Genomic DNA, 24,228 nt, shown 5'->3' with positions numbered 1-24,228 from the left:
TCGTTCGCCTCCGGGGTCGCTCCGGCCCCGGCACCGACGGTCGGCACGGCCCTTCGGCTCACGTGCCGGGGCTCACTCCCCGCGGATCACTCCCCGCGGCTCACGCGACGGTGTCCGCCAGCTCCCGGACGGCCGCCGCGAACAGGTCGCCGCGCTCGCCGTAGTTGGTGAACATGTCCATCGAGGCGCAGGCCGGGGCCAGCAGCACCGTGTCACCCGATCGGGCGAGCGACGCGGCCGCGCGGACGGCCTCGGCCATCGCCACCGCGCCAGTCTGGCCCTCGGCCGCCTCGATCACCGGCACATCCGGAGCGTGTCGCTCCAGCGCCTCGCGGATCAGCGCCCGGTCCTGGCCGATCAGCACCACCGCGCGCAGCCGCTCGGCCGCGCCCTGCACCAGGTCGTCGAAGGTCGCGCCCTTGGCGAGTCCGCCGGCGATCCAGACGATCGGCCGGTAGGCGGCCAGCGAGGCGGCCGCGGCGTGGGTGTTGGTGGCCTTGGAGTCGTCGATGTACGTGACCTCGCGGACCACGCCGACCTCGGCGATCCGGTGGGCGTCCGGGCGGAAGGCCCGCAGTCCCTCCCGGACGGCCTTCGCCTCGACGCCGTACGCCCGGGCCAGCGCCGCCGCGGCGAGCGCGTTGGCGATGTTGTGCGGCGCCGGCGGGTGGACGTCCTCGACGGCGCCCAGCTCGGCCGCGTTCTTGGCCCGGTCCTCGACGAAGGCCCGGTCCACCAGCAGCCCGTCCACCACGCCGAAGTTCGACGGGCTCGGCGCGCCGAGGCCGAAACCGATCGCCCGGCAGCCCTCCTCGACGTCGGCCTCCATGACCAGCGCCTCGGTGGCCGGGTCGGCCAGGTTGTACACGCAGGCGACGACGTTGCCCTCGTAGATCCGGCCCTTGTCGGCGGCGTACGCCTCCATCGAGCCGTGCCAGTCGAGGTGGTCGGGCGCCAGGTTGAGCACCGCCGCCGAGTACGGGCGCAGCGAGGGCGCCCAGTGCAGCTGGTAGCTGGAGAGCTCGACGGCGAGCACGTCGTACGGCTCCTCGGCGAGCACCGCGTCCAGCACCGAGACCCCGACGTTGCCGACGGCGGCGGTGCGCTTGCCGGCGGCGGTGAGGATCGAGGCGAGCATCTGGACGGTGGTGGTCTTGCCGTTGGTGCCGGTGACGGCCAGCCAGGGGGCGGGCTCGCCGGTGCCCGGCAGCGGCTTGCGCAGCCGCCAGGCGAGCTCGACGTCGCCCCAGACCGGCACTCCGGCCGCCTCGGCGGCGGCGAACAGCGGGCTGTCCGGCGCCCAGCCGGGGGAGGTGACGATCAGCGCGGTGCCCTCGGGCAGGGTCGCGCCGTCGCCCAGGCGCACCGTGACGCCCTGCGCCTCCAGCTCGGCGGCGCGGGCCCGGAGGCCCTCGCCGCCGCCGCCGTCGACCACGGTGACGTTCGCGCCGAGAGCCTTGAGGACGCGCGCGGCGCTGATGCCCGAGACGCCGAGTCCGGCGACGACGACGGGCAGGTTGGTGAAGTCGGTGTTCGTCATCCGGTCCGGTATCCCGCGTAGAAGAGGCCGAGGCCGACGGCCACGCAGAGGCCCTGGATGATCCAGAAGCGGACCACGACCAGGACCTCGCCCCAGCCCTTGAGTTCGAAGTGGTGCTGCAGCGGCGCCATCTTGAAGACGCGCTTGCCGGTCATCCGGAAGGAGCCGACCTGGATGATCACCGAGAGGGTGATGATCATGAAGAGGCCGCCGAGCAGGACGAGCAGCAGCTCGGTGCGGGAGCAGATCGCCAGACCAGCCAGGCCGCCGCCGAGGGCGAGCGAGCCGGTGTCACCCATGAAGATCTTGGCGGGCGAGGTGTTCCACCACAGGAAGCCGAAGCAGGAGCCCATCAGGGCGGCCGCGACCACCGCGAGGTCCAGGGGGTCGCGGACGTCGTAGCAGCTGGCGGTCGCGGTGACGGTGTAGGCGCAGCTCTGCCCGTACTCCCACACGCCGATGAAGGTGTAGGCGCCGAAGGCCATCACCGAGGCGCCGGTGGCCAGGCCGTCCAGACCGTCCGTCAGGTTCACGCCGTTGGAGGTCGCCGCGATCATGAAGTAGGCGAAGATGACGAACAGCACCGGGCCGATCGACCACTTGAAGTCGCGCACGAAGGACAGCGACTGGGAGGCCGGGCTGAGGCCGCGGTCGTCGTGGAACTGCAGCGCCAGGACGGCGAAGGCGAGTCCGACGATCGACTGGCCGGCCAGCTTCGCCTTGGCCCGCAGACCGAGCGAGCGGCGCTTGACCACCTTGATGTAGTCGTCCAGGAAGCCGACCAGGCCGAGGCCCGCGGTCAGGAAGAGCACCAGCAGCCCGGAGATGGTCGGGCTCTCGCCCGTTATCGCCTTGGTGGCGAAGTACGCGATCAGGGTCGCCAGGATGAAGGCGATGCCGCCCATGGTGGGCGTGCCCTTCTTGCTGTGGTGCGCCTTGGGGCCGTCGTCGCGGATGTACTGGCCGTAGCCGTGCCGGGCGAGCAGCTTGATCAGGGCGGGCGTACCGGCCAGCGAGAGGATCAGGCCGATCATCCCGGAGAAGAGGATCTGCTTCATCATCGCGCAGCACCGTCCGCCAGGAGGGCCTCGGCCACCTTCTCCAACCCCACCGAACGGGACGCCTTCACCAGGACCACATCCCCCGGCCGCAGCTGACTGCGCAGCAAATCGACCGCCGCGTCCGCGTCGGACACCAGCACCGACTCCTCACCCCACGAACCTTCGTTCCTCGCGCCGAGTTCCATGCAGGCCGCCTCGCGTCCGCCGACCGCCACCAGCTTGGTGACGTCGAGCCGGACGGCGAGCCGTCCGATGGCGTCGTGCTCGGCCAGGCTGTCCTCGCCGAGCTCCCGCATCTCGCCGAGCACCGCCCAGGTGCGCCGGCGCTCCGGGCCGCGACCCCCCATCGAGACCAGCGCCCGCAGCGCGGCCCGCATCGAGTCGGGGTTCGCGTTGTAGGCGTCGTTGACGACGGTGACACCATCGGCCCGGTCGACGACCTCCATGCGCCAGCGGGACAGCGCACCCGCCTCGCCCAGGGCTGCCGCGGTGTCGTCGACGGACATCCCGAGCTCCACCGCCACCGCGGCGGCGGCGAGGGCGTTCGAGACGTGGTGCTCACCGTACAGGCGCAGCTGCACGGGCGCGGAACCGGCCGGGGTGGTGAGCGTGAACGATGGCCGTCCGGTGGCGTCCAGGCGAACGTCGGTGGCCCGGACGTGGGCGTCCGGGGACTCCCCGAACAGGACCACCTTGGCCTTGGTGCGGGAGGCCATGGCGCGCACCAGGCGGTCGTCCGCGTTGAGGACGGCGGCGCCCTCCGCGGGCAGCGCCTCGACCAGTTCGCCCTTGGCCTCGGCGATCGCCTCCTTGGAGCCGAACTCCCCGACGTGGGCGGTGCCGACGTTCAGCACCACGCCGATCCGGGGCGGGGTGATCGAGGCGAGGTACTCGATGTCGCCCTTGTGCCGGGCGCCCATCTCCATCACCAGGTGCCGGGTGCCGGCCTCGACCCGCAGCGCCGTCATCGGGTGGCCGATCTCGTTGTTGAGCGAGCCGGGCGGGTAGACGGTCGCGCCGTGGCGCTGGAGGAGCTGGGCGATCAGGTCCTTGGTGCTGGTCTTGCCGGCCGAACCGGTCAGCCCGACCACGGCGGTGTTCTCGGCGCGGGCGACCACGGTCCGGGCCAGCCTGCCGAGCGCCTCCACCACACTGTCGACCAGGACGGCGGGCACGCCGACCGGACGGGAGGCCAGCACCGCGACGGCACCGGCCTCGACCGCCGTCGTCGCGTAGTCGTGGCCGTCCACGTGCTCGCCGACGAAGGCCGCGAACAGGCCGCCGGGGCTCACCTTCCGCGAGTCGACCTCGACCGGGCCGGTGACCAGGGCGTCCGGGTCCGCGCCGTCCAGGGTGCCTCCGACTGCGGCGGCCACCTCGGCGAGGGTCAGTGCGATCACTGCTGCTCTACTCCTCGGTCGCCCCGCGCGGCCGGGGTCCGCGCGATGGATTCGCGCAGCACCTCGCGGTCGTCGAAGGGGCGGATCTCGTCTCGTACGTACTGGCCGAGCTCGTGGCCCTTGCCGGCCACCAGCACGGTGTCCCCCGCCTGGGCGCGGGCGACGGCGAGCTGGATCGCCTCGGCCCGGTCGGGGACGACCAGGACGGCCCCGCGCTCGGCCTCGGGCACCGCGGCGGCGCCGGTCAGCATAGTGGCGAGGATCGCCAGCGGGTCCTCGCTGCGAGGGTTGTCGCTGGTCAGCAGGGCAGTGTCGGCGAGACGGGCGGCGATGGCGCCCATCGGGCCGCGCTTGTGCGGGTCGCGGTCGCCGCCGCAGCCGACGACGACGTGCAGCCGGCCCTTGGTGACCTCGCGCAGCGAGGCGAGGACGGCCTGCAGGGCGTCCGGCTTGTGCGCGTAGTCCACGACGGCCACGAACGGCTGCCCGGCGTCCACCCGCTCCAGCCGCCCCGGCACGCCGGGGACGGCGGCGACGCCCGCCACGGCCCGCTCCAGCGGCAGCCCGGCGGCGACCAGCACGGTGATCGCGGCCAGCGCGTTGGAGACGTTGAACGGGCCGGGCAGCGGGACGGCGGCGTCGGCCTCGGCACCGTCCGGGCCGAGCACCCGGAAGGTCGAGCCGATCGGGCCGAGCTGGACGTCCACGGCCCGCCAGTCGGCGTCGGGGCGGCCGGCGGCGGAGAAGGTGGTCACCGGGATCTTGGCCTCGGCGGCGAGCCGGCGGCCGTACTCGTCGTCCAGGTTGACCACGCCGTGGCGGGACTTCCCGGGCGCGAAGAGCCGGGCCTTCGCCTGGAAGTAGTCCTCCATGTCCGGGTGGAAGTCGAGGTGCTCGGGCGTGAGGTTGTTGAACAGCGCGACGTCGTACGCGACGCCGTCGGTGCGTCCGAAGACCAGGGCGTGGCTGGAGACCTCCATGGTCACCGCGTCGGCGCCGCGCTCGGCCATCACGGCGAGGATCGCGTGCAGGTCGGTGGCCTCGGGCGTGGTGCGCTCGCTCTTGATCCGCTCCTCGCCGACCCGCATCTCGACGGTGCCGATCACCCCGGGGGTGCGCCCGGCACCGCGCAGACCGCCCTCGACCAGGTACGAGGTGGTGGTCTTGCCGTTGGTGCCGGTCAGCCCGAGCATCAGCAGCCGCTCGGACGGGCTGCCGTAGACGATCGCGGCCAGCTCGCCCATGACGGCCCGCGGCCGGTCGACGACCAGCAGCGGCAGGCCGGTGCCGGCCGCCAGCTCGGCGCCGGCCGGGTCGGTGAGCACGGCCACCGCGCCGGCGTCCGCGGCCTTGGCAGCGAAGGCCGCGCCGTGGTGGTTGGCGCCCGGGAAGGCCACGTACACATCGCCCGGGCGGACCGCGCGGGAGTCGTGGGTGACGCCGCTGACGGCACCTCCCTCGACGGGCGCGAGACCCAGCCGGACGGCCAGCTCGGCGAGCGGCAGAACGGCGGTCCCGGTCGGACGGGGCGGACTCACGGTGGTTTGATCGGGTTTCGGCACGGCGGGAAGGCTATCCGCCGAAGGGTGCCCAGGGCCAAACCGGGCCCGCGCCGCGCCGTCGGCCGGCCCGACCCGCTCCTCGCTCATGCTCCGCTCACGGCTTCCACTCGACGGGCAGGTTGGGCGCCTGGCTGCCGCTCGGCGGGACCTGCATGGTCTTCAGGGTGAACTCCATCACCTGCTTGAACACCGGTCCGCACAGCTGGCCGCCGAAGTGGCCGTTGACCGGGCCCTGGAGGGTGCAGGAGACGGTGTACCGGGGGGCGTCGGCCGGGGCGAAGCCGATGAACGAGGCGGTGTAGCCGTCGTACCCGACGCCGTTGGCCGCCCCCCGGTTGGCGGTACCGGTCTTGCCGGCGACCCGGTAGCCGGGGATGGCGGCCTTGCCGCCGGTGCCCTGCTCGTCGTCGACGACCGACTCCAGCATCGAGGTGAGGGTCTTGGCGGTCTGCTCGCTGACCACCCGGGTCTGCGCGCCCGCCGGCGTCGGGGTGTACTTGCCGTCCGGGCCGGTGATGCCCTGGACGATGGTGGGGGCGACCCGCACCCCGCCGTTGGCGATGGTGGAGTAGACCGACGTGGCCTGCAGGGCGTTCATCTGCAGCGGTCCCTGGCCGAAGGAGATGTTGTACTTCTCCGAGGCGACCAGGTCCTCCGGCTTCTTGAGCTTGCCCGCGGTCTCCCCCGGGAAGTTCAGACCGGTCGGCTGGGCCACCCCGAACTTGCGCATGTAACCGTCCAGGACCTGGTTGGCCTTCAACTGGTCGCCGTCGCCGAGGGTCTCGATCGCCTCGATGGTGCCGATGTTGGAGGACTTGGCGAGCACCCCGGCCAAGGTCAGGTACCAGGTGCCGTGCTCGACGTCGTCCTTGAACTGCTGGCCGGCCCGGACCAGCGGGTACGGCACCGTCACCTTGGTGTCCCAGGTGGCCTTGCCGGTGTCCAGGACAGCCGCCAGGCTCATCAGTTTGGCGGTGCTGCCCGGCTCGTAGGCGTCCACCAGCGCCGGGTTGCCCAGCTGGGACTGCTTGGACAGGCTCAGGTCGTTCGGGTTGAAGCCGGGCGCCACGGCCATCGCCAGCACCTGGCCGGTCTTCACGTCCTGGACGACGACGTAGCCCTTCTCCGCGCCGGAGTTGGCCACCTGGTCGGTGATCGCCCGTTGGGCGGCCCACTGGATGTCCCGGTTGATGGTCAGCTTGACGTCGCTGCCGGGCACGGCGGGGTCCAGTGTGCCCCCGGCGGTGGGCACCAGCCGCCCGCCCGCCTGGGCGTAGCTGCTGTGGCCGTCCTTGCCGGCCAGCAGCTGCTGGTACTGCAGCTCCAGCCCGCCGGCGCCCGCGCCCTCGCCGTTGACGAAGCCGACCAGGTTGGCGGCCAGCCCGTCGGCCGGGTAGACGCGCTTCTGGGTCTCCTGGTTGAACACCCCGGCCAGCGGGTTGGCGCACTCGTTGTCCACCCGGGTGCGCCCGCCCTGGTCGGCGGGCTTGCCGAGCAGCTTCTTCTGCGCCTGGCAGGCGCGCGAGCCGGCCTGCTTCTCCAGGCTCGACTTGAGGTCGCTGATCTGGTTCTTCGCGGCCGGGGTCTGCGCCGCGGCGAGCCGCTTGTAGCGGGTCTTCGGGGTGCGCAGGTCGGCGGCGATCTTCTCCTTGGGCACGCCGAGGATCGGCGCGAGCAGGGCGGCCGCCTGCTCCGGCGCGTCCGGGATGCCGGTCGCCGCCGGGGTGAACATCGCCGGGTCGGCGGTGATGTCGTACGCGTCGACGGTGGCGGCCAGGGCCACCCCGTCGGCCGACGTTATCGAGCCGCGCTCGGCGGTGATCGGGATGTTCAGGTAGCGGTTGGTGTTCGCGTCGGCGGCCAGCGCGTCCGAGTCGACCAGCTGGAGCTGGACGAGGCGGCCCGCGAACACCGAGAACACCAGCGACATCGCCACGGTGATCACCCGCAGCCGACGCTTCGGCTCGGCCAGCTTGAGCGCCTTCGGGCGCTGCGGCGGCTTCGGGCGCGGCCGCGCCGCCGCCTGGCCGCGGACCGGCGGACGCCCCTCGGGACGGCGCTGCTGCGGGGTGCGCGCGGTGCTGCGGGAGACGGCGGGCTTCGCGGACTGCCCCTTCGCCGACTGACCGCGCGCGGGCTGGGCCTTGCCCGGCTGCCCCTTCGCCGGCTGCCCCTTCGTCGGCTGCGGCCGTCCCGCGGCGGACTGACCGCGCGGCGCGGCACTCCTGGGCACCGGACGACGGCCGTTGCCGGAGCCGGACCCCGAGCCCCCGGAGGGCTGACGCGTGGTCATCGCGCACCACCGCCGCTCGGCGCGGCGGGCGAGGCCGGGTTGAGCTGGATCACCGAGTCACCGGCCGAGGCCGCCGTCGTGGGCGTCGCCGGCACCGCCGGAGGCTGCGGCTGGGGCGCGGGCGACTGCCCGGCGTTCGGCTGGGTGCCGCCCGGCACGGGCTTCGTCGGCCACGGCTCGACCGTGGAACGCTTGACCGGCGGGCTGTCCTGCGCCGGGCCGGGCGTGCCCAGCACCTTGCCGCCGTTCGGGACGTCCAGGAAGGCCATCCCCCCGGCCGGGATCATGCCCAGTTCGGCGGCCCGCTTGGCCAGCGCGTCCGGCGCGGAGCTCTGGTCGATCTCGTGCTGCAGGCTCTGCTGCTCGTCCGTCGCCTTGGTGGTCTGCTTCTGCAGCCGGGACAGCTCGAAGGAGCCCTCGTTGAGCGCGGTGTTCAGCGCCAGCAGACCGAGCAGCCCCGCCGCGAGCAGCACCACGACGAGCACCGCGAACGGCGTGCGCCCCCTGACCGGGCGCTTCCCCGGCCGGACCGTGATGCGCGCCCTGCCCTGTCCGGGGAGACCTCCCCGCCCCGCCCGGACCTCACCGGCCACCGGCCCCACTGCTCTCCTCCGCCCTTCGGACCCCGCCGGGACCGGTTGTCAGCCCCGCTTGTTCCGGTCCCTGATCCTCTCCGCCACCCGCAGCCGTACGGGCGCGGCGCGCCGGTTCTCCTCGATCTCCTCCTCGGTGGCCAGCTCGGCACCACGGGTGATCAGTTTGAGCCAGGGCTGGTGCTCCTCCGGGATGAACGGCAGCCCCGGCGGGGCGGTGCTGGTCGCCCCGGCGGCGAAGTACTGCTTCACCAGGCGGTCCTCCAGCGACTGGTACGACATCACCACGATCCGACCGCCGACCGCCAGGACGTCCAGCGCCCCGGGGATCGCCCGGTCCAGGACCTCCAGCTCGCCGTTGACCTCGATCCGCAACGCCTGGAACGTCCGCTTGGCCGGGTTCCCGCCGGTGCGGCGGGTCGCCGCCGGAATGGCGTTGCGCACCAACTCGACCAGACGCGCGCTGGTGGTGAACGGTTCCTTCTCCCGCTCCCGCAGGATCACCGAGGCGATCTTCCCGGCGAACCGCTCCTCGCCGTAGACCTTGAGGATCCGGGCCAGGTCGCCGTGGCTGTAGGTGTTCAGCACCTCCGCCGCGCTGATCCCCCGGGTCTGGTCCATCCGCATGTCCAGCGGCGCGTCCTGGGCGTACGCGAAACCGCGGTCCGCCTCGTCCAGCTGCATCGACGAGACGCCGAGGTCGAACAGGACGCCGTCCACGCGGTCCACGCCGAGCCGCTCCAGCACCTCGGGGATCTCGTCGTACACGGCGTGCACCAGGGTCGCCCGGTCGCCGAACCGGGCCAGCCGCTCGCCGGAGAGCCTCAGCGCCTGCGGGTCGCGGTCCACCGCGATGAGCCTGACCTCGGGGAACTGGGTGAGCAGCGCCTCGCTGTGCCCGCCGAGGCCGAGGGTGGCGTCCACCACCACGGCGCCGGGCTTCGAGATCGCGGGAGCCAGTGCGTCCATGCACCGCTGCAGCATCACCGGAACGTGCTTGGGGCCCGGTTCGTTGGTGGTCATGCGCGGTGGCGCCCTTCCTCGGTGCGGAGCAGCCCGACGTCCGGGAGCTGCGACCATTCTCGCCCACCTGCTCCCGGCACGACGAAGCGGCCCGTGGTCCCCGCCCGCTCAGGGGGAAGGTCGTGACCGCCCGGCGCCGGGGAAGGTGCGCCAGGTGAGCACGGAGCGGGTGGAGGCCACGGACCGCGTCGACCGGGCCGCACCGGCCGGGAACGCCCGGTTGACGGGCTCCGGCGGGTGTGCTCCACTGCGCCGCAAACTCTATCGCGCGGGCCCTGCCAGTCAATGGTCCGCTCCGGCGCACCACCCGGGCGGCGGTACGGATCACCGCAGGTCGCGGCCGTTGGGGTGGCCCGGCGGCGTCCCGATCCGGGGGCCCTCGGACACCGTCGCGCGCCCCCTCCCAGCGACCGCGTACGACCCACCCCGGTACCAGCTCGGACAAACCCTCCCGTTGTGGCTATGCGCTCGATCACAGCGGCGGGTTCTGTAGCTCTCCACCCCACCGCGGACGCCGGATCGGCACTAACGTCGCCGACATGACAGTGACCCCCGGCCGGCCCACGCCGAACGCCGCTGCCGACCCCGCCCGACCCACCATCATCGACCGCTTCGTCGCGGCCAACCGCGAGTACGCGGTGACCTTCCAGGACGGCGGCATGGACGCCCGCCCGGTGCAGAAGATCGCCGTGGTGGCCTGCATGGACGCCCGTCTCGACCTGTTCGCGGCGCTCGGCCTCGAACTGGGCGACGCGCACGTCATCCGCAACGCCGGCGGCGTCGTCACCGACGACACCATCCGGTCCCTGACCATCAGCCAGCGCGCCCTCGGCACCCGCTCGATCGCGCTGATCCACCACACCGGCTGCGGCCTGCTCGGGCTCACCGAGGACTTCCGCCGCGAGCTGGAGCTGGAGGTCGGCCAGCGCCCGCAGTGGGCGGTGGAGTCCTTCGTCGACCTGGACGGCGACGTCCGCCAGTCCATGCAGCGCGTCCGCACCTCGCCCTTCCTGCTGCACACCGACGACGTCCGCGGCTTCGTCTTCGACGTCCACACCGGCCTGCTGCGCGAGATCGACTAGCCCCGCCCTCGCCCTGCCCCGGTCCCGCCGCCCCCGCCGCCCATTCGGGATCGACCGAATGGTGACTTCGAGCCATCCCGCAGGGGAGAATGCGCCTGCCGGTCGGACCCCGAACCACCTGGGGCGGCCGGGCCGCAGGCCGCCTCCCCACGCCGGATCCGCCATCGGAACCGGCCCCGGGACGGCCGCGTCAAGCAGGGGTGGGGTCCGGCCTCGGCACGGGGCGGGCACAGGTGCCAGGGAGCGTAAACGGGTGACGAGCTACAACGATCAGGCCGGTCTCGGCGGTCCTGCGGGGGGCGAGCAGAGGACGAACGGGTACCAGCAGGTCGGACTCCCCGAGCTCGCCGCGGTCGTGGACCGCGTCCGCGCCAACGTCGAGAGCGTGATCGAGGGCAAGCCGGAGGCCGTCCGGATCGCCCTGACCGTCCTGCTGGCCGAGGGCCACCTGCTGCTGGAGGACGTCCCCGGCGTCGGCAAGACCATGCTGGCCAAGGCGCTCGCCCGCTCGGTCGACTGCACCGTGCGCCGCATCCAGTTCACGCCCGACCTGCTGCCCTCGGACGTCACCGGCACCAACATCTACGACCAGCAGCGGCACGACTTCGAGTTCCGCCCGGGCGCGATCTTCGCCCAGATCGTGGTCGGCGACGAGATCAACCGCGCCTCCCCCAAGACCCAGTCCGCGCTGCTGGAGTCCATGGAGGAGCGCCAGGTCACCATCGACGGCACCAGCTACGAGCTGCCCTCCCCGTTCATGGTCGTGGCCACCCAGAACCCGGTCGAGATGGAGGGCACCTACCCCCTCCCGGAGGCCCAGCGCGACCGCTTCATGGCCCGGATCTCGATCGGCTACCCCAGCCCCGAGGCCGAGCTCGCGATGCTGGACGTGCACGCCGGGGCCAGCCCGCTGGAGGACCTCCAGCCGGTCGCGCACGCCGCCGACATCCTCAAGCTGATCGACCTGGTCCGCACCGTGCACATCGCCGACCCGGTCCGCCGCTACGCCGTCGACCTGGTCGGCGCCACCCGCACCAGCCCCGAGCTGCGCCTGGGCGCCTCGCCGCGCGCCACGCTGCACCTGGTCCGGGCCGCCCGCGCCGCCGCCGCGCTGGACGGCCGCGACTACGTCACCCCGGACGACATCCAGCGCCTCGCCGTCCCGGTCCTCGCGCACCGCCTGATGCCGACCGCCGAGACCCAGCTCAGCCGACGCACCTCCGAGCAGATCGTGACCGAGCTGGTCGCCCGCCTGCCGCTGCCGCGCCCGCAGGGCGGCCCGGCCGTCCGGAGGGGCTGAGGTGGCCCAGTCCGACTCGGCGTCGGGGCTGCGGGCCGGGTTCCACGGCCTCACCACCCGGGGGCGGTCCTTCCTCGCTGCCGGGCTGACCGCGGTGGTCTGCGCCTACCTGCTCGACCAGGACGCCCTGCTGCGCGTCGGCGTGCTGCTCGCCGCGCTGCCGCTGGTCGCCGTGGTGGTGGTCGCCAACACCCGCTACCGGGTGGCCAGCGGCCGCCGGCTCAGCCCGCGCCGGGCGATCGCCGGCCAGGAGGCCCGGGTCCACCTGCGGCTGGACAACGTCTCCCGGGTGCCCACCGGGGTGCTGCTCCTGGAGGACAAGGTCCCGTACGTGCTCGGGCCGCGCCCGCGCTTCGTACTGGACCGGGTCGAGCCGCGCGGCTACCGCGAGGTCTCCTACCGGGTCCGCTCCGACCTGCGCGGGCGCTACCCGCTCGGGCCGCTGCAGCTGCGGCTGTCCGACCCGTTCGGGATGTGCGAGGTGACCCGCGCGTTCACCGCCAGCGACGTCCTCACCGTCGTCCCCCAGGTCCAGGCCCTGCCGTACGTCCGGCTCAGCGGCGAGTGGCTCGGACAGGGCGAGAGCCACAGCCGCACCCTGGCGCTGGCCGGCGACGACGACGTGATCCTGCGCGAGTACCGGCCCGGCGACGACCTGCGCCGGGTGCACTGGCGTTCCACCGCCAAGTACGGCGAGCTGATGGTGCGCCGTGAGGAGCAGCCGCAGAAGGCCCGGGCCACCGTCCTGCTGGACACCCGCGAGATCGGCCACCGGGGCAGCGGCCCCGCCTCCTCCTTCGAGTGGGCGATCGGCTGCGCCGCCTCCGTGGCCGCGCACCTGCTGGAGCGCGGCTACCAGACGCAGCTGCTCACCGACACCGGACTCGCTGTGCCCGGGCCGGGCGCCGGCGGACGGGACACCGCCGCCGACACCTCCGGGCTGATCCTGGACGCCCTCGCGGTCGCCGACCTGTCCGACGGCGGCACCCTCTCCCGCGCCGAGGAGCCGCTGCGCACCGGCGGCGAGGGCCTGCTGGTGGCCGTCCTCGGCGAGCTGGACGACACGCAGGCCGCCCGGCTGGGCCGCCTGCGCAGCCGTACCGGCGGGGCGATCGCCTTCCTGCTGGACACCGGCACCTGGGCCGGCCTGCGGATGCTGGCCCCCAGCACTGGCGGCGAGGAGTTCCGGGCCAGGGTCCGGCAGCTGCGCGCGGCCGGCTGGACGGTCATCCCGGTGAGCGCCGGCGATTCCGTGCCGGACCTGTGGCGGGCCGCCGAAGGCGCCAAGACGACCGCCCCCGACCGAGAAGAGGCCGGCGCGTGACCACCCGGGCCAAACTGACGATCTACGCGGCGCTGGCCACCGCCCTCGCCTCGTTCTGCATGATGCCGCTGCTGATCACCCGCAGCTGGCTGACCCACGCCGTCCTGGTGGTCGCCGTCCTCGCGGGGGCGGGAGCAGGCCTGCGCCGCTTCCCGCTGTACCGCTGGACGGTGCCGGTCGGGCAGCTGCTGGTGCTGCTCCTGCTGATGATCATCGGGTTCACCGGCAGCGTGGTGCCCGGACCGTCCTCGATGCGGGTCCTGGACCACGTCTTCGCCTCCGGTCTGGACGACATCCAGCAGTACGCGATCCCGGCCCCGCCCACCGCGGGCCTGCGGCTGATCCTGGTCTCCGCGGTCGGCCTGATCGCCGTCGTGGTGGACACCATCGCGGTGACCTACCGGCGCGCGGCGCTGGCCGGCCTGCCGCTGCTGGCGCTCTACTCGGTCGGCAACGGCGTGGCCGGGGAGCACGGCAGCTGGTTCTGGTTCGCCGTCGCCGCGGCCGGCTACCTGCTGCTGCTGTTCGCCGAGGGCCAGGACCGGGTGTCCCGCTGGGGCCGGATCTTCCGCGGCACCAACCGCGGCACGGCGAGCTCCGGCAGCATCAGCCCGGGTGGCCAGCAGGTCGGCGTCCTCGCGCTGGCCGTGGCGATGCTCCTCCCGGTCGTGCTGCCGCGCTGGGACGCCGGGCTGCTGCACTCCGGCTCCTCGGGCGGTTCCGGCAAGGGCGGCGGCGGGAGCGTGGCGACCAGCCTCGACCCGCTGGTCAGCCTGGAGGCCGCGATCACCAAGCCCACCGACGCCGTGCTGCTCAGCTACAGCATGGACAGCGACGTGGCCGACCAGACGTACCTGCGGACCGGTTCGCTGGACCAGTTCGACGGCACCAGCTGGCGGCTCGGCAGCGCCGCCGTCAACGACCTCCCGGAGTCGCTGCCCCACCCCGAAGGCCTGCGCAACACCGACGTCCCCCGGATCGAGGGCGACTTCCAGATCACCGACCAGCTGGAGAACAGCTGGCTGCCGATGCCCTACCCGGCGGCCTCCGTCCAGGTCCCCAACCGTGGCGACTGGAAGCTCGACCCGCTGACCCACACGGTCGTCCCGACCAAGGAGAAGGCGATCCGCGGCCTGCGCTACCGCGTCAGCTCCCTGGACCTGCGGCCCACGGCCAACGAGCTGCGCCTCGCGCCGATCGCGCCGCAGGACATCCGGGAGCACTACACCGCCCTCCCGTCCGACCTGCCGAGCGTGGTCGCCGAGCAGGCCAAGGCGATCACCGGCAAGGCGCAGAACGACTACGACCGGGCGATGGCCCTGGTCAACTGGTTCACCGGGCCGGACTTCACGTACGACACCACGGTCAGCGCCGGCACCGGCAGCAACGCCATCGCGGTCTTCCTGCGCGACCGCCGGGGCTTCTGCGTGCACTACGCCTCCACCATGGCGGCGATGGCCCGGACGCTGAAGATCCCGGCCCGGGTCGCCGTCGGCTTCACCCCCGGCGACACCAAGGGCGGCAACCAGTACTCGGTGACCGGCCGGATGTACCACGCCTGGCCCGAGCTGTACTTCGCGGGCTACGGCTGGACGCGCTTCGAGCCGACCCCGAGCCGCGGTGTCCCGACGCACTACACCGAGGCGTCCAACGCGCCGACCGCCGCCCCCACCCAGCACGCGACCGCGGCCGCGCAGCCCACGACGGCCGCCCCGGCGCCCTCCGCCAGTGCGGACTGCACCGCCAAGCAGCGCCAGCTGGGCGACTGCGGCCCGAAGAGCAGGAGCACCGCCCACGCGGACGAGGAGTCCTGGCTGCTGTCCGGGCAGGTGCTCGGCACCCTCGCCGCCGTGCTCGCGGTGATCGCACTGCTGCTCGTCCCGATGCTGTGGCGCACGGCCCTGCGCCGCCGCCGACTCGGCGGTGGCGGGCGGCGCCGACCCGGCGGGAGCGGTCCCGCGGAGCTGACGGACGCCCAGGTGCTGGCTGCCTGGGACGAGCTGGTCGACTCCGCCTGGGACCTCGGAATTCCCCCGGACGAGTCACGCACCCCGCGCTCGGCCGCCCGGCGGATCACCGAGAAGGCGGACCTGGACGAGGACTCGGCGGCCGCCGCCGGCCGGCTGGCCCTGGCCACCGAGCGGGTGCTGTACGCCCCGCCCGGGCAGGTCACCACGGCGCCGCTGGCCGCCGACGTGCACACCGCCCGGCGCGGCCTGCGGGCGAAGGCCGGCCGGGCCGGACGGACCAGGGCGCTGCTGCTGCCGCCGTCCTCGGCGCAGCTCTGGTGGCGGATCTCCGACGCGGCACGGGCGGCCCGGACGGTCGTCGGCACCGCGGTGGCCCGGACGGTCGAGGCGGTCTCCGCTCCGGTCCGACGGGTCTTCACCCGGCGGCCCGCACCGGACGCCTCCTCGTCGGAGCGTCAGCGGTCCTGAGCCCCGGGCCGGACACGGCAGACGCCGGGGGCGGGCAGTCGATCGACTGCCCGCCCCCGGCGTTCTGGTCTGGAAGCGCCTGAACGGCCGGGCCGCGCCGTGCGGCCCGACGGATCAGAAGCCGCCGGTCTGCTCGTCCCGACGACGCTGCCAGCGCTGCTCGACCCGGTCCATCATCCCGGCCTTGCGGCGCGGGGCCGCGGCCTGGCGGGGCCCGGAGCCCTGGCCCGCGGGCCCGCGGCGCCAGCCGGTCACGGCGAACACCGCGCACCCGAGCATCACCAGGAAGCCCACGACGCTGACCCAGATCTGATCCGGAACGACCATGCCGCCCATCAGCAGGCCGATCCCCACCACGAAGCCGGCGATGGCCAGGTAGACCCGCCGACGGGTGTAGGTGCGCAGCCCGGTTCCCTCGAGCGCCGACGCGAATTTGGGATCTTCGGCATACAGCGCTCGCTCCATCTGGTCGAGCAGTCGCTGCTCGTGCTCCGAGAGCGGCACGGAGTCCTCCTACTCGTCGGTCGCGGATGCGACCGGTCCGCCCACCCCGGTCGGGGAGGCAAGTCCAATCAGCCTTGGGGCACACGGTCGGACGCCTGTGCGGGGGGCCCGGCCCGTGTCGTCCATATGCCCCACGCATCCGGCTGTCATGCTTTCCGGCTTTACCCAGATCATACGGTCCGTGGGCCCGTTACGGGGTGGTCCGTGCCGCGTGGGACGGGCCACTTCGACCGGGCACGGCCGCACCGGTGTCAACGCGCCACGCCCCGGACAAGTGCCCGATCCTTTGGAATCGGTCCGGACCTGGGGAGCTCCGCCCCCGGGGAGCGGAAACCGGTCGGCCGACCGGGCCGCGAACCGGTGCACGACCGGTCCGGGAACCGGTGCACGACCGGAACACGAACCGCCGCCGTACGGTGTGCGAACCGTACGGCGGCGGAAGATCTCGCGAAGGCTCCGCGAAGGCCCGGGGCGGGCCCGTTCAGGCCAGGGTGGCCAGCAGGTGCAGCTGGGTCGCCACGGCGTGGAAGGCGGGCTGCGCGGCGGCGGCCTCCTCCAGCTTCAGCAGCGCCTCCATCGCGCCCGGCTCGGTGTCCACCAGCACGCCGGGGACCAGGTCGGAGAAGACCCGGACGCCGTGCACCGACTCCACCCGCAGGCCCGCGGCCTCGGCCAGCCGGCCCAGCTCCTCGCCGGTGAAGCGGCGGGGCATCGGGTCGTGCTCGCCCCAGCGGCCGTCGACGGCGGAGAGCACCGTCCGGGCCTCGGTGAAGTGGCCGGCCAGCGCGCGGGCCAGCACGGCGCCGTTGCGGTTGGCGGCCAGCAGGCTGACCAGGCCGCCCTTGCGCAGGGTGCCGGCCAGGCTGCCGAGCGCCTCCGCCGGGTCGTCCACGACCTCCAGCACGCCGTGGCAGAGCACCGCGTCCACGCTGCCGGGGGCGACCAGCTCGGGCAGCGTCTGGGTGTCGCCCTGGACGGCCCGCACCAGGTCCGTCACGCCGGCCTCGGCGGCCCGGCGCTCCAGGGCGAACAGCGCGTCGGGGCTCGGGTCGACCACCGTGACCCGGTGGCCGAGCTTGGCCACCGGCACGGCGAAGTTGCCGGTGCCGCCGCCGGTGTCGACCACGTCGAGCACCGGCTGGTCCAGCTCGGCCGACCGCTTCTCCAGGGCTGCCCGGACCACCTCCCACACCACGGCGGTACGCAGGGCACTGCGGGGACGCGTCGGGTACAAGGTCGGGCTCCTTGGCACGTGCAGTTCGATCAGGATGCCTCCACCTTAAGCCTGACGGGTGGGCGGCTCCGCTCCCCCCGGCCGCTCGTCGGCGTCCAGCGGGAGCCGCGGCGCCGGCGGGACGGCCCGCAGGCCCAGCAGCCGCTCGACCAGGCGCAGGAACAACGCGGTGTTGCGGATCAGGTCGTCCGCGTCCCGGGCCGACGCGGCGCCCCGGATCCCGGCCTCGGCGGCGGCCCGGCGGCGGGCGCCCGCGCCGTAGTACGGCGCCCACTCGGCGAGTTCGGGGGCCACCTCGGGCAGCACCTCCCAGGCGCTGCGGATGGCCTTGCGCCGCCGCGGGTTCTTCTCCGGGCGGCCGCGCACCGCGAGGACGGCCGCCACCGTGCGCAGCGCGGCGAGGTGGGCGGCGGCGTAGCGCTCGAGCGGATCGTCCAGGGCACGGGCCCGGGCGAGCGTGCGGTGGGCGTCGGCGAGCAGGTCGAGGGCGGCCGGCGGTGCGGCGATCCGGCGCAGCACCGGGTGGACGTCCCGGCCGGCGGGGCGTCCGCCCGGCGGCTCCGGGGTGGACGGGAGGGCGGCGGAGTGGAGGCGGGCGGTGACGGGCTCAGGGTGGCTGATGGTCATGGTCTCCCCCGTTCCGAGGCAGCGCGCGGACCGGATGGTCCGTGCCCCTCCATCGTGGACGGCACCACTGACAATCCGTCCGTTCCGGGTTCGGCCCGGCGGCGGGAAGCAGCGCGGCAGGAAGCAGCGCGGCGGCGAGCGCGGACCCTCCCCCGGTCCGCGCTCGCCGCCTGCTGCCGTCGCCCCGCCGTTCCCCCCGTGGGCGGCGGTGGCGAACTCCCCCGTGGCCGGTCTCCCCCCGGTCCGCTCCGCCGCCCCGTGTCGGCGGTGCGGGGACCGTGACCAGCCCCGTCGCGGATCTCCGCCGCCGTCCCCCCGGCCTCGCGGCCGGACGGGGACGGACGGATCCGCCACCCGGGTGGGCCTGCGCCCGACGCGCCGCCCTCCCGGGTGCCACCACTCTCCCGTCTCCGCAGGTCGGAGACCATCCGCTCAGCTACTCAACCGCGCAGCTGAGTATCCGTACTCAGTCCCCGGCGGGGGAACCGGCACCCGCCCGGGCGGCGTCCCGGTCCCGGTACGGTACGGCGTGACCGGGCGGTGCCCGCCCGGGTCTGCGACGAGGGGGAGACCATGACGATCCTGCCGCTGATCTTCACCAGCGGGCTGGCCAGCGGCATCAACGCCTACGCGGTGGTGCTGCTGCTCGGGCTGCTGGGGCGGTTCGCCGACGCGCCGTCGGTGCCGCACGCGCTGGAGCGCACGGACGTGCTGGTCGCGGCCGCCGTGCTGTTCACGCTGGAGGCGGTGGCCGACAAGATCCCGTACGTGGACAGCGTCTGGGACGTCGTGCACACCGTGATCCGCCCGATCGCGGGCGCCACCGTCGGCGTGCTGATCGCGAGCAACGACCCGGGCTCGCTCAGCGAGGTCGCGGCCGGGGCGATGGGCGGCACCACGGCGCTGGTCAGCCACCTGGTGAAGGCCTCGCTGCGGATGGCCGTCAACACCTCCCCCGAGCCGGCCAGCAACATCGTGGTCAGCATGGTGGAGGACCTCTCGGTGGCCGGTCTGGTCACCCTGGCGATCTTCCACCCCTGGCTGGCCGCCTCGATCGCCGCCGTGGTCCTGGCCGTCGGCCTGCTGCTGGTCTGGCTGGCGATCAGCAAGATCCGCGCCTTCCGGGCCCGGCGCCGCGAGCGCAAGGCCGCCCGCGCCGCCCAGGCCGCGTACGCCGGGCAACCGGGGGTGTGAGGCCGGGCCCTGGGCCCGCCTGTGAGAGCGGGCCCTAGGATCGTCTGCCATGGCACGGATCGTCATCATCGGCGCAGGAATGAGCGGGCTCGCGGCAGCCTCCCGGCTGGCGACCCTCGGCCACCGGGTGACGGTCTGCGAGGCGGGCGGCACCTACGGGGGCATGGTCGGCCGCTACGAGCGGGACGGCTTCGGCTTCGACACCGGGCCCGGGCTGCTCGCCCTGCCCGCCGTCTACCGCGACCTCGCGCTGAAGACCGGCAAGGAGCCGCTGGAGCAGTTGGTCGAGCTGGCCCCGGTCGAGCCGGAGAGCCGGCACCTGTTCCCCGACGGCACCGCCGTCACCCTGCCCAACGCCTCCCGCGGCGGCGTCGGCCGAGCTCTGGACGAGGCCTTCGGGGCCGGCTCCGGCGCCCGCTGGAGCGCCGTGATGAACCACGGCCGGACGGTCTGGGAGGCCACCCGGCGCCCGCTGCTGGAGGAGCCGCTCCCGGCCGACCGGGCGTTCCTGGGCACCGACCCGTACCCCGTCCCGCCACGCACCGGGCTGGCCCGGCTGCGCCGCGCCGCGCCGTGGACCCTGCACGACGTGGCGGCGCGGCAGCTGGACAGCCACCCGGGGCTGACCGCCCTGCTGTTCGAGTCCGCGGTCCGGTACGGCTTCGTACCGGGCCGGGCCCCCGCCGGGGCCACCGTGCTGCCGTACATGGAGCAGTCCTTCGGCGTCTGGTACGTCCGGGGCGGCCTGCGCGCCCTGGCCGAGGCGGTGTACCGGCGCTGCGAGCTGCGCAAGGTCGACTTCCGCTTCGGCACACCCGTCACCCGGGTCGTGGTCGAGGACGGCCGGGCCCGCGGCGTCGAGACGGCGGACGGCCGGATCGACGCGGACCTGGTGCTCTCGGCGATGGACGCCGGCGCGCTGTTCGGCGGCGGCCTGGCCGAGTGGCCGGGGAAGCCGGCCGGGGCCTGGCGGCCGTCCGGGGCGCCCGGCCGGTTCAGCGTGCTGCTCGCCCTGCGCGGCCCCCGGCCGGAGGGCACCGCGCACCGCACGGTGGTGCACGCGGCCGACCCCGCCGCCGAGGAGCGGGCGCTGACCGGCGCGGCCCCGCTGTGCGAGCGCCCGACCGTGCAGGTGCTGCGCCCCGACGACCCGGCGCTGCGCCCGGACGACGGGCACGAGAGCGTGGTGCTGACCGCGACCGTCCCGGCCCAGGGCGCGGTCGACTGGACGGCCCCCGGCGCCGCCGACCGCTACGCCGACCGGCTGCTCGCCCATGTCGACGCGGCCGGTCTCGGCCTGCGCGAGCGGGTGCTGTGGCGGGTCGTGCGCACCCCGGAGGACACCCGCCGGGAGACCGGCGCCCCGGGCGGCTCGGTCGCCCTGCCCGTCCTCGCCGGAGCGGACGGCGCCTGGCTGAAGACGGCGAACGAGACCCCCGTCCCCGGCCTCTACCTGATCGGCGGCACCGCCCACCCCGGCGGCGGGCTCGCCCGCGTCGGCATGTCGGCCTGCATCGCCGCCGGCCTGGTCGGACCCGCGTAGCGGGAAAGCGGGAACGGAAAGGGCGGCGGGGCCGGTGCCGGCCCCCGCCGCCCTTCGTCGCGTCTCAGCCCTGGTGCCAGGTGTTCTGCTGCTGGTAGCCGTAGTTCTGGTCGTACGCCGGCTGCTGCGGGATGCCCTGGGTGTGCGGGTCGGGCTGGGGCTGCCACTGCTGGTGGTCCTGCTGCTGGACGTTCGGGTCCCAGGCCTGCTGGTGCTGCTGGTAGCCCCCGTACGGGTCCTGCTGCGGGTAGCCGCCGTACGGGTCCTGCTGCGGCGCGGCCTGCTGCTGGTAGCCGTAGGACTGGTCGTAGGCGTAGCCGGGCTGCTGCTGGGTCTGCCACTGCTGCTGGTCGTAGCCGCTCTGGTAGGCGGCGGCGTACGGGTCCTGGGCCTGCTGCGGCTGCTGCTGCTCGTAGTACCCGGGGGCGTAGACGCCGTCCTGGGCGAGTTCCTGCATCTCGAAGGCGGCGGTCTGCTCGACCTCCGGCGCCTCCTCCTCGGGAGCCGACTGCGCGGCCGGGGGCTCCTCGACGGCGCTGACCTCGCCGATCCGCTCCTCGGCGACCGCGACGGCCGCCACCGCGGCGCCGCCGCCGGTGAGGGCGCCGAGCAGCGGCACCTTGTCCAGCGGGGCCGGCAGGCTGCCGTCGGCCTTCCGCAGCGACCAGCCGTTGCGGTAGCCGCGCTTGACCGAGAGCGTGACGAAGGCCTGACCGACCGCGAACAGCGCGGCGCCCGCCCCGATCACCACGACCGACCCGAGGCTCATCCCGGCGGCCACGCCCAGGAAGCCGACCAGGGCCAGGACCCGCCAGTGCAGCGGCGCCCGGTTCTGCAGCAGCACCTCGGCGACCAGCCAGAGCGCCACCACCGCCAACGCGGCGTACAGCAGCAGGTATCCGATGCCCATCCGCCCGCTACCTCCAGTCGCGTGCCCGCGCGTCCACGCCGCGCGTGTCCGGCGACTGTACCGGTTCAACGGCCGGGGTACCGCATCGCGTTCCCGGCGCCCGCGGAGCCCGGCCGCACACGACCGAGCCCGCCCCCGTCGGGACGGTGACGGGCTCGTGAACACCCGGCGCCGGCCCCCGGACCGGCACGATCTCCCCCGATCGGCCCCGGGGCCCGCGGCTCAGCGCTGGTGCAGTCCCAGGTTCTGGTAGATCTCCAGCGTCGCCGTCGAGTGGTTCAGCGTGATGAAGTGCAGACCGGGCGCGCCCTCGGCGAGCAGCCGTTCGGCCATCGCGGTGGCGTGCTCCATGCCGATGGCCCGCAGCGCCGCCGGGTCGTCGACGGCCGCCCGCAGACGGGCCTCCAGGTCGGCGGGGAAGGCCGAGCCGCTGAGCTGCGGGAAGCGCTCCAGCTGCTTGGCGTTGGTCACCGGCATGATCTCCGGGATGATCGGCGTCTCGCAGCCGGCGGCCGTCACCCGGTCGCGCAGCCGCAGGTAGTCGTCGACCTCGAAGAACATCTGGGTGATCGCGTAGTCCGCGCCGGAGCGGATCTTCGCGACGAAGTGCCGGATGTCGTCGTCCCAGTCCGTGGAGCGCGGGTGCATGTTCGGCGAGGCCGCGACGCCGACGCAGAAGTCGCCGATGCCCTTGATCAGCTCCACCAGCTCGTAGGCGTAGGTGACGCCCTCGGGGTGCTTGACCCACTCGCCCATCGGGTCGCCGGGCGGGTCGCCCCGGACCGCGAGGACGTTCCGCACGCCCTGGTCCGCGTACTGGCCGATGATGTTGCGCAGCTCCGCGATCGAGTGGTCGACGGCGGTCAGGTGGGCGACCGGCGTCAGCGTGGTCTCGGTGGCGATCCGGCCGACCATGTTGACCGTGCGCTCGCGCGAGGAGCCGCCCGCGCCGTACGTCATGCAGACGAAGTTCGGGTCGAGCGGTTCGAGTCGACGGATGGCGTCCCAGAGTTTCTGCTCGCCCACCTCGGTGCGCGGCGGCATGAACTCGAAGGAGAATGAGCGCTTGCCGGCCGCCAGGAGTTCGCGGACCGTCAGTGCGCGATCCGTTCTCGTGGAAGCGATACCGAGTGCCATGTTGGCAGGCTATCCGCCCTGGACTGAGGCCGGACAACCCGATTCCACGGATTGAGACCAGTGATGGACAGCGTTCCGATCGGCCGTCGGGCAGCCGTGCGGCGGCTCGGACGCACCTTCGACACGCCCTCTTCGACCCGGAGGCGGGCGGGCGCGTCCCCGCTCGCACGCCCGTTCCCAGCCGCCCCGCTACGCTTGCTGCACCCCAGACAATCAGCGGAGCCCCATCGTGACCTCGTCCAGCACCCGGCCGGCCAACCCCATTGACGTGGAGGACGTCCGCACACGCGTCAACGCCGCGCTCGCCGCGTTCATGGACGGCCAGTCCGCGCTGCTCGGCAGGATCTCGCCCCAGCTGGTCCCGGCCGCCGACGCGCTGCGCGACTTCCTGCTGGACGGCGGCAAGCGGCTGCGCCCGGCCTTCTGCTACTGGGGCTGGCGCGCCGCCGGCGGCCCCGGCGACGGCTCCGGAGGCGACGGGATCGCCCGCGCGGCCGCCGCGCTGGAGCTGCTCCAGGCGAGCGCCCTGGTCCACGACGACCTGATGGACCGCAGCGACACCCGCCGCGGCCTGCCCTCGGTCCACCGCCGCTTCGAGGCCCTGCACCGCGACAGCGGCTGGCGCGGCGACCGCGAGCAGTACGGCGCCTCCGCCGCGGTGCTGCTCGGCGACCTGCTGCTGATCTGGTGCGACGAGCTGTTCCTGCGCTCGGGCCTGGAGCCGGCCGCCGTACTGGCCGCCAAGCCGGCCTTCGACCTGATGCGCACCGAGGTCATGCTCGGCCAGTACCTGGACGTGCTGGAGCCGGTGGCCGGCGACTCCACCGACGAGGGCGCGCTGGACCGGGCGCAGACCGTGCTGCACTACAAGTCCGCGAAGTACACCATCGAGCGGCCGCTGCAGGTCGGCGCACTGCTGGCCGGGGCCGGGCCGGAGCTGGTCGAGGCCCTCGGGGCGTTCGGGCTGCCGCTGGGCGAGGCCTTCCAGCTGCGGGACGACCTGCTCGGGGTCTTCGGGGATCCGGCCGTCACCGGCAAGCCCGCCGGGGACGACCTGCGTGAGGGCAAGCGCACCCTGCTGGTCGCGCACGCGATGCGCGGCCTGCCCGCCGACGGCGCCCGGCACCTGGACGAGCGGCTCGGCGCGCCGGACCTGGCGGCCGAGGAGGTCGCCGGGCTGCGCGAGCTGGTCGCCCGCAGCGGCGCGCCCGAGCTGGTGGAACGCCGGATCGAGGAGCTGATGCGGCAGTCGCTGGCCGCGCTGGAGGCGGCGCCGCTGGCGGACGAGCGGGCCCGCGGCGTGCTGCTCGCCCTGGCCGAGGCCGCCACCGTCCGCAAGTACTGAGCGACGACGGGCCCCGGCGGCGGTCTCGACGCCACCGGGGCCCGGTGTCACAGCGGTCCGGAGCCGCCCGGAGCCGGAGCGGCCCGGCCCGGAGCGGCCCGGAGCCGCGGCGCCCCGG

19 protein-coding genes are annotated in these 24,228 nt (G+C 74.2%); 7 read left to right on the top strand and 12 right to left on the bottom strand.

The genetic code is table 11. The features are described 5' to 3' along the window. Nucleotides 1-100 precede the first annotated feature (100 nt). The 7 genes from murD to rsmH all read right to left on the bottom strand — a co-directional run bounded on the left by murD (nt 101) and on the right by rsmH (nt 9,472). A complete protein-coding gene (murD, locus tag ACZ6Y7_RS17640) occupies nt 101-1,540 on the bottom strand; it encodes a UDP-N-acetylmuramoyl-L-alanine--D-glutamate ligase (RefSeq protein WP_465758770.1) in 1,440 nt (479 codons plus the stop codon). Continuing rightward, nucleotides 1,537-2,598: a phospho-N-acetylmuramoyl-pentapeptide-transferase gene (gene mraY / locus ACZ6Y7_RS17635; protein ID WP_465758801.1), complete on the bottom strand. Its 1,062-nt coding sequence runs from the start codon at nt 2,596-2,598 to the stop codon at nt 1,537-1,539. The genes murD and mraY overlap by 4 nt, the downstream gene beginning before the upstream one ends. Beyond that, nucleotides 2,598-4,001 (bottom strand): UDP-N-acetylmuramoyl-tripeptide--D-alanyl-D-alanine ligase, encoded by a 1,404-nt coding sequence (locus ACZ6Y7_RS17630; protein WP_465758769.1) that lies wholly within the window; start codon nt 3,999-4,001, stop codon nt 2,598-2,600. The genes mraY and ACZ6Y7_RS17630 overlap by 1 nt, the downstream gene beginning before the upstream one ends. Beyond that, nucleotides 3,998-5,650 (bottom strand): UDP-N-acetylmuramoyl-L-alanyl-D-glutamate--2,6-diaminopimelate ligase, encoded by a 1,653-nt coding sequence (locus tag ACZ6Y7_RS17625; RefSeq protein WP_465758768.1) that lies wholly within the window; start codon nt 5,648-5,650, stop codon nt 3,998-4,000. The genes ACZ6Y7_RS17630 and ACZ6Y7_RS17625 overlap by 4 nt, the downstream gene beginning before the upstream one ends. Nucleotides 5,651-5,657: 7 nt before the next feature. Then, entirely contained in the window at nt 5,658-7,856 is a 2,199-nt protein-coding gene (locus ACZ6Y7_RS17620) for a peptidoglycan D,D-transpeptidase FtsI family protein (protein WP_465758767.1), read from the bottom strand. Next, nucleotides 7,853-8,341: a cell division protein FtsL gene (gene ftsL / locus ACZ6Y7_RS17615; RefSeq protein ID WP_465758766.1), complete on the bottom strand. Its 489-nt coding sequence runs from the start codon at nt 8,339-8,341 to the stop codon at nt 7,853-7,855. Before ftsL ends, ACZ6Y7_RS17620 begins: the two co-directional genes overlap by 4 nt. Before the next feature lie 156 nt (nt 8,342-8,497). Next, entirely contained in the window at nt 8,498-9,472 is a 975-nt protein-coding gene (gene rsmH, locus ACZ6Y7_RS17610) for a 16S rRNA (cytosine(1402)-N(4))-methyltransferase RsmH (RefSeq protein WP_465758765.1), read from the bottom strand. A 539-nt stretch (nt 9,473-10,011) separates the two neighbouring features. Here rsmH and ACZ6Y7_RS17605 point away from each other — a divergent pair. From ACZ6Y7_RS17605 to ACZ6Y7_RS17590, 4 genes are all read left to right on the top strand, one after another. Beyond that, nucleotides 10,012-10,554, top strand: coding sequence for a beta-class carbonic anhydrase (locus tag ACZ6Y7_RS17605; protein ID WP_465758764.1), 543 nt, complete (start codon nt 10,012-10,014; stop codon nt 10,552-10,554). Nucleotides 10,555-10,909: 355 nt separating this feature from the next. After that, complete coding sequence (locus ACZ6Y7_RS17600; protein WP_465758800.1) at nt 10,910-11,854, top strand: AAA family ATPase; 945 nt, start codon at nt 10,910-10,912, stop codon at nt 11,852-11,854. 1 nt (nt 11,855) lies between these two features. Further along, nucleotides 11,856-13,178 carry a DUF58 domain-containing protein gene (locus ACZ6Y7_RS17595; RefSeq protein ID WP_465758763.1) on the top strand — a complete coding sequence of 441 codons (1,323 nt, stop codon included), beginning with the start codon at nt 11,856-11,858 and terminating at the stop codon, nt 13,176-13,178. After that, nucleotides 13,175-15,616, top strand: a complete 2,442-nt coding sequence (locus ACZ6Y7_RS17590) for a transglutaminase TgpA family protein (RefSeq protein WP_465758762.1) — start codon at nt 13,175-13,177, stop codon at nt 15,614-15,616. Before ACZ6Y7_RS17595 ends, ACZ6Y7_RS17590 begins: the two co-directional genes overlap by 4 nt. 114 nt (nt 15,617-15,730) lie before the next feature. Here the strand turns inward: ACZ6Y7_RS17590 and ACZ6Y7_RS17585 are convergent, their stop codons facing one another. From ACZ6Y7_RS17585 to ACZ6Y7_RS17575, 3 genes are all read right to left on the bottom strand, one after another. Beyond that, the gene (locus tag ACZ6Y7_RS17585; protein WP_387623388.1) at nt 15,731-16,120 is read right to left on the bottom strand and encodes a DUF3040 domain-containing protein; all 390 of its coding nucleotides are present in this window, start codon (nt 16,118-16,120) and stop codon (nt 15,731-15,733) included. Nucleotides 16,121-16,601: 481 nt separating this feature from the next. Further along, nucleotides 16,602-17,354 (bottom strand): methyltransferase domain-containing protein, encoded by a 753-nt coding sequence (locus tag ACZ6Y7_RS17580; RefSeq protein WP_465758761.1) that lies wholly within the window; start codon nt 17,352-17,354, stop codon nt 16,602-16,604. Nucleotides 17,355-17,399: 45 nt separating this feature from the next. Then, a complete protein-coding gene (locus ACZ6Y7_RS17575) occupies nt 17,400-17,981 on the bottom strand; it encodes an SAV_6107 family HEPN domain-containing protein (protein WP_465758760.1) in 582 nt (193 codons plus the stop codon). Between the two features lie 573 nt (nt 17,982-18,554). Between ACZ6Y7_RS17575 and ACZ6Y7_RS17570 the strand changes: the two genes are divergently transcribed. Further along, nucleotides 18,555-19,175, top strand: coding sequence for a DUF4126 domain-containing protein (locus ACZ6Y7_RS17570; RefSeq protein ID WP_465758759.1), 621 nt, complete (start codon nt 18,555-18,557; stop codon nt 19,173-19,175). Between the two features lie 49 nt (nt 19,176-19,224). Further along, complete coding sequence (locus tag ACZ6Y7_RS17565) at nt 19,225-20,718, top strand: phytoene desaturase family protein (protein WP_465758758.1); 1,494 nt, start codon at nt 19,225-19,227, stop codon at nt 20,716-20,718. A 64-nt stretch (nt 20,719-20,782) separates the two neighbouring features. Here the strand turns inward: ACZ6Y7_RS17565 and ACZ6Y7_RS17560 are convergent, their stop codons facing one another. Beyond that, entirely contained in the window at nt 20,783-21,628 is an 846-nt protein-coding gene (locus ACZ6Y7_RS17560) for a hypothetical protein (protein WP_465758757.1), read from the bottom strand. Nucleotides 21,629-21,850: 222 nt separating this feature from the next. Beyond that, complete coding sequence (gene metF, locus ACZ6Y7_RS17555; protein ID WP_465758756.1) at nt 21,851-22,765, bottom strand: methylenetetrahydrofolate reductase [NAD(P)H]; 915 nt, start codon at nt 22,763-22,765, stop codon at nt 21,851-21,853. 229 nt (nt 22,766-22,994) lie between these two features. On the opposite strand from metF, the gene ACZ6Y7_RS17550 reads away from it, so the two are divergent. Then, on the top strand, nt 22,995-24,110 hold the full coding sequence (locus tag ACZ6Y7_RS17550) for a polyprenyl synthetase family protein (RefSeq protein WP_465758755.1): 1,116 nt from the start codon (nt 22,995-22,997) through the stop codon (nt 24,108-24,110). The last annotated feature ends 118 nt before the right edge of the window (nt 24,111-24,228 follow it).

Source organism: Kitasatospora sp. NPDC053308 (assembly GCF_055585785.1).
Note: the sequence above shows the minus strand (reverse complement) of the source record. Positions and strands in the feature narration are given on the sequence as shown.

Excerpts from the sequence above, each read along its gene's own strand:
- murD (WP_465758770.1), bottom strand. The coding sequence starts at position 1,540 with ATGACGAACACCGACTTCACCAACCTGCCCGTCGTCGTCGCCGGACTC.
- mraY (WP_465758801.1), bottom strand. The coding sequence starts at position 2,598 with ATGAAGCAGATCCTCTTCTCCGGGATGATCGGCCTGATCCTCTCGCTG.
- ACZ6Y7_RS17625 (WP_465758768.1), bottom strand. The coding sequence starts at position 5,650 with ATGAGCGAGGAGCGGGTCGGGCCGGCCGACGGCGCGGCGCGGGCCCGG.
- ACZ6Y7_RS17620 (WP_465758767.1), bottom strand. The coding sequence starts at position 7,856 with ATGACCACGCGTCAGCCCTCCGGGGGCTCGGGGTCCGGCTCCGGCAAC.
- rsmH (WP_465758765.1), bottom strand. The coding sequence starts at position 9,472 with ATGACCACCAACGAACCGGGCCCCAAGCACGTTCCGGTGATGCTGCAG.
- ACZ6Y7_RS17605 (WP_465758764.1), top strand. The coding sequence starts at position 10,012 with ATGACAGTGACCCCCGGCCGGCCCACGCCGAACGCCGCTGCCGACCCC.
- ACZ6Y7_RS17575 (WP_465758760.1), bottom strand. The coding sequence starts at position 17,981 with ATGACCATCAGCCACCCTGAGCCCGTCACCGCCCGCCTCCACTCCGCC.
- ACZ6Y7_RS17570 (WP_465758759.1), top strand. The coding sequence starts at position 18,555 with ATGACGATCCTGCCGCTGATCTTCACCAGCGGGCTGGCCAGCGGCATC.
- ACZ6Y7_RS17565 (WP_465758758.1), top strand. The coding sequence starts at position 19,225 with ATGGCACGGATCGTCATCATCGGCGCAGGAATGAGCGGGCTCGCGGCA.
- ACZ6Y7_RS17560 (WP_465758757.1), bottom strand. The coding sequence starts at position 21,628 with ATGGGCATCGGATACCTGCTGCTGTACGCCGCGTTGGCGGTGGTGGCG.
- metF (WP_465758756.1), bottom strand. The coding sequence starts at position 22,765 with ATGGCACTCGGTATCGCTTCCACGAGAACGGATCGCGCACTGACGGTC.